This is a genomic window from Xanthomonas sp. SHU 166 (assembly GCF_000364685.1).
GTDB lineage: Bacteria > Pseudomonadota > Gammaproteobacteria > Xanthomonadales > Xanthomonadaceae > Xanthomonas_A > Xanthomonas_A sontii.
In genome coordinates, this window is record NZ_AQOJ01000345.1 from 1 (window position 1) to 4,539 (window position 4,539).

Consider the following 4,539-nt stretch of genomic DNA (forward strand, 5'->3'; position numbering starts at 1 on the left):
GTTGGAGGTGATGACCTTGTACTCGCCGATCGCCGACTGCGGGAACGGGTTGCCGCGGCTGGAATCCTGGCCGCTGACGCCGCCGGTCAGCACGTAGTTCTTCTGGCTGATGCCGTCGATGTAGACGTTGGTGCCGTTGGCCGAGGTCGCGCCGGAGCGCACCGTGGTGTTGCCCTTGGCGTCGCGCTGGAACTGCACGCTCGGCACGCTGTCGGCCAGCTCAAGGAAGTTGCGCGTGGCCTGCGGCAGCTTCTCGATCTGCACGTTGGAAATGTAGGTGGCGTTCTCCGAAGTACGGGTTTCCACCAGCACCGGCGGCGCCTGTACCTGCACCGCGTCGAGCGTGGTCGCGCCCTGCCCGTTGGCGGTGGCCGCTTCGCCGCCCACGCCCAGATCCAGGGTGGCGGTCTGGCCGACCTGCACGGTGACGTTCTGCGAGGTGGTCTTGCCGTCGGCGGTGACGTCGATGCGGTAGGAACCCGGCGGCAGGCCGCCGACCGAATAGGTGCCGTTGCTGGTCTGCACGCTGCGGCTCAGACCGGTGGCCAGGTTGGTGGCGGTGACCTGCGCGGACGTGGCCGGCGCCGAATCGACCTTGACCTGGCCGCGGATGGTGGCACCGGTGCTTTGCGCGAATGCCGGCGCGGCGCCCAGCAGCAGACAACTGGCGAGGGCGCAGCTCAACAGCTTGCGCGTGGGCCGGGCGGAGTGCGGGGTGTGTTGCATGTGGGGTTTTCCCTCCAGGAAGACGTGATGCTCGTTATGGGTGGTGCGTGGTGCTTCGATGGAACGAAGTGGAACAAGCGATGCGGCGCAGAAAAGTGCGTCGCATCAGGAACGGGCCGTGCTGGAATCGCGCACGACCAACGTAGGAACCAGGGTCTGCCGCTGCCGGTCGTCCGCGTCGGGCCGATCGATCAAGTGCAGGAGGCGGTGCATCGCCTGCTCACCAAGCCCGGCGATGCTGACGCGCATGGTGGTGAGGGATGGGTGAACGAAACGCGCCAGCGGAATGTCGTCGAAGCCGGCCAACGCGATGTCGTTGGGCACGCGCACGCCGCTCTGGGTGAAGGCGTAGAGGCAGCCGAGCGCGGTCATGTCGTTGGCGGCGAACACCGCATCGGGCAGCGTGCCGGCCTGCAGCATCGCCTGTCCGGCGCGATAGCCGGAGGCTTCGTCGAAGTCGCCCGGGAACTCCTGGCCATGCGCTTCGCCGGAATGGTGTGCCATGGCGTCGCGGAAGCCGCGCAGGCGTTCGCGCGCGTCGAAGTTCAGTTCCGGGCCGCCGATGAAGGCGATGCGGCGATGCCCCATCGCCAATAGGTGCTCCGTCATCGCCACCGCGCCGGCGTGGTCGTCGATGCTCAGCACCGGATATTCGGTGCCCGGCAGGTGGGTGTTGATCAACACCGTCGGCAACGCCTGCGGCAGGTTGTCGGTGAGAAAGCCCGGGCGCTCGGCATACGGCGACAGCACCAGCAGGCCGTCGACGCGGCCGCGCATCGCCCGCAGCGCCCGCCCCTGCTCTTCCGGGTCGCCGTGGTAGCTGGACACCAGCAGGTGCTGGCGGCGCGCGCGGGCGGCGCCGTCGATGCCGCGGATCAGTTCGGAGAAGAATTCGCCGTACAGGTCGGGCAGCACCACGCCCAGGGTCTGGGTGCGGCGGCTGCTGAGGCTGCGCGCCGCCGCATGCGGGCTGTAGCGCAGGCGCTCGGCCACTTCCAGCACCAGGGTCCGCACCGGTGCGGCCACGTTCTCGTGGCCATTGAGCGCACGCGACACGGTGGCCACGGAAACCCGGGCCTCGCGTGCGACGTCTTTGATGGTAACCGCGCTCTTCGCCATCGTGCCGCCCTCCGCGGCAGAGACCTTGAGAAACTGGCGCGGACTGTAATCGTTTTCAGCGCGAGGCAGAAGCCTTTTGTTATTTTTACAATAAACGCCTTATTTTTCAACCACTTGAATAATGAGAAACCGGTCGGAATCGTGCCGCAATGCAGCATAATCCAGGTGCAGATTCCGCTTTTTCCCGGGGTGCACACCCCTGTTTGGACCGGCGGCAGCCGTCGCCGGCGGGTGTCAGCCGCCCGTGCCCGGCACCTCGGCGCGGATCGACAGCGCGTGGATGTCGGTCTGCATCATCTCGCCCAGCGCCGCGTAGACGGCGCGGTGGCGGGCCAGCGGCGCCATGCCGGCAAAGGCCGGACTGACCACGCGGACATTGAAATGCCCGCGGCCGTCGCGCGCGCCGGCATGGCCGGCATGGCGATGGCTGTCGTCCTCGACCTCCAGCGCCTGCGGTGCGAACGCCGCCTCCAGCGCGGCGCGGATCCGCGCCACCCGCTCGGCGCCGACCTGGCTCATGGCAGCACCTTGCGGAACGGCCGCACCTCGACCCGGGCGTAGACGCCGGCATCGACATATGGATCGGCCTCGGCCCAGGCCCGCGCCTCGGCCAGCGAGTCGAACGCGGCCACCACCAGGCTGCCGCTGAAGCCGGCCGGACCCGGATCCTCGGCGTCGATCGCCGGGCACGGCCCGGCCAACAACAGCCGCCCGGCTTCCTGCAATGCGGTCAGCCGCTGCAGATGCGCCGGCCGCGCCGCCGCCCGCCGCGGCAGCGCATCGGCCACGTCGTACCCCTCGATCACGTACCACATCGCGTCTCCGCCCTCGTTGCCTATCCAAAGACCTGTCATTGTAGAACCTGCCCCGGCACGGCGGCGCTGGACACCGACCCCGCCGGCGCATTACCCTTGGCCGTATTGCACGCGGCCGGATGCAGCGGCCCGTCGGTGATCGGCGCCCCCAAGCCCCTTCCGACGACCGATTCGCTGCCTGACACCGCCCGCGCAGACGTCCTCCTCTGCAGTTCCCGCCGCCACGACACGCGTGGCGTGCGTCGTGTGTCTTGTTGAAGTACCGAGCGCGTTGCGGGGACGACGCGCCATTGAACCGCAGCACTGCCGGCAAGGAGCCGCGCCGGGTCGCGCCTGCCCGGCCCTTCGCTACCGCAACACCGATGTCCAACCGATGACTTCCGAACTCGCGCTCGACGCGAACCCGCCAACCCAGACGACCCCGCCACAGCAGCAGGAAATGCCGCTGGCGGTCGTGCATGGGCAGCCGGTACTGCAGATCCCGCAGGATCTGTACATCCCGCCGGATGCGCTGGAAGTGATCCTGGATGCGTTCGAAGGCCCGCTGGACCTGCTGCTGTACCTGATCCGCCGGCAGAACCTGGACATCCTGGACATCCCCGTCGCCGAGATCACCCGGCAGTACGTGGACTACATCAACGTGATGCAGGAGCTGCGCTTCGAACTGGCAGCCGAATACCTGGTGATGGCCGCGATCCTGGCCGAGATCAAATCGCGGATGCTGCTGCCGCGGCCGCCGGCCGAGGACGGCGAGGAAACGGACCCGCGGGCCGAACTGGTCCGCCGCTTGCAGGAGTACGAACGCTTCAAGCAGGCGGCCGAGGACATCGACGCGCTGCCGCGGCAGGACCGCGACACCACCCCGGTGCACGCCCATGTGCCGGACCGTGCCGCGGTCAAGCTACCGCCGCCGGTGGAGTTGAAGGAAATGCTGCTGGCGCTGTACGACGTGCTCAAGCGCGCCGAGCTGTTCAGCGGCCACGCGATCAAGCGCGAGGCGCTGAGCGTGCGCCAGCGCATGGGCGATGTGCTGGGCCGTCTGGACGACGGCAAGTTCCACCGTTTCGAATCGCTGTTCAGTGCCGAGGAAGGCAAGCTGGGCGTGCTGGTCACCTTCCTGGCGCTGCTGGAACTGGCCAAGGAGCAGTTGCTGGACATCGTCCAGGAACCGCTGGCGCACGTCCCCGCCGAGGCCGCCGAGCGGCCGCCGATGCCGCCGATCTACGTCAAGTCGCTGGCACTGGGCAACACCAACGCGCCGCTGCAGTTCAACAGCGAGTTCGACGACAGCGACGCCGCCGACGCCACCACCTGAGCCACCGAGAACCCGCCCCCGCATGGATCAAGCGCTGATCAACCGCATCGTCGAGGCCGCCCTGCTCGCCGCCAACCAGCCGTTGCCGCTGGCGCAGTTGCACGGCCTGTTCCCGGAGGAGGAACCCGCGCCACCAGGCAGCATCGAGCGCGCGCTGGAACTGCTGCGCGAGGCCTGCGAGGGCCGCGGTGTGGAACTGGTCGAAGTCGCCTCCGGGTTCCGCTACCAGGTGCGCAGCGACGTGCACGCCTGGGTGGCGCGGCTGTGGACCGAGCGCAAGACCCGCTACACCCGCGCCACGCTGGAGACCCTGGCGCTGATCGCCTACCGGCAGCCGATCACCCGCGGCGAGATCGAGCAGGTGCGTGGCGTGGCGGTCAGCAGCAACATCATCCAGGCGCTGGAGGAGCGCGAGTGGATCCGCGTGGTCGGGCACCGCGACGTGCCGGGCAAGCCGGCGCTGTTCGGCACCACCAAGACCTTCCTGGACTATTTCGGGCTCAAGCGCCTGGACGAACTGCCGCCGCTGTCCGAACTCAAGGACATCGGCGAACTGGAGCCGCA

General features: G+C 68.5%; 6 protein-coding genes. 2 read left to right on the top strand and 4 right to left on the bottom strand.

Annotated features, from left to right (window positions below):
- The 4 genes from D180_RS10095 to D180_RS10110 all read right to left on the bottom strand — a co-directional run.
- Nucleotides 1-726 (bottom strand): carboxypeptidase-like regulatory domain-containing protein (locus D180_RS10095; RefSeq protein ID WP_043090749.1); only part of this gene is annotated, 726 nt, incomplete at its 3' end.
- A gap of 105 nt (nt 727-831) precedes the next feature.
- Nucleotides 832-1,845 carry a LacI family DNA-binding transcriptional regulator gene (locus tag D180_RS10100; RefSeq protein ID WP_017912701.1) on the bottom strand — a complete coding sequence of 338 codons (1,014 nt, stop codon included), beginning with the start codon at nt 1,843-1,845 and terminating at the stop codon, nt 832-834.
- A gap of 234 nt (nt 1,846-2,079) precedes the next feature.
- Nucleotides 2,080-2,364 (bottom strand): BolA family protein, encoded by a 285-nt coding sequence (locus tag D180_RS10105; protein ID WP_017909688.1) that lies wholly within the window; start codon nt 2,362-2,364, stop codon nt 2,080-2,082.
- A complete protein-coding gene (locus tag D180_RS10110) occupies nt 2,361-2,660 on the bottom strand; it encodes a YciI family protein (RefSeq protein WP_017909689.1) in 300 nt (99 codons plus the stop codon). The genes D180_RS10105 and D180_RS10110 overlap by 4 nt, the downstream gene beginning before the upstream one ends.
- A 373-nt stretch (nt 2,661-3,033) precedes the next feature.
- Between D180_RS10110 and D180_RS10115 the strand changes: the two genes are divergently transcribed.
- Nucleotides 3,034-3,975 carry a ScpA family protein gene (locus D180_RS10115; protein WP_017909690.1) on the top strand — a complete coding sequence of 314 codons (942 nt, stop codon included), beginning with the start codon at nt 3,034-3,036 and terminating at the stop codon, nt 3,973-3,975.
- Nucleotides 3,976-3,997: 22 nt separating this feature from the next.
- Nucleotides 3,998-4,539 (top strand): SMC-Scp complex subunit ScpB (gene scpB / locus D180_RS10120; RefSeq protein ID WP_017912702.1); only part of this gene is annotated, 542 nt, incomplete at its 3' end.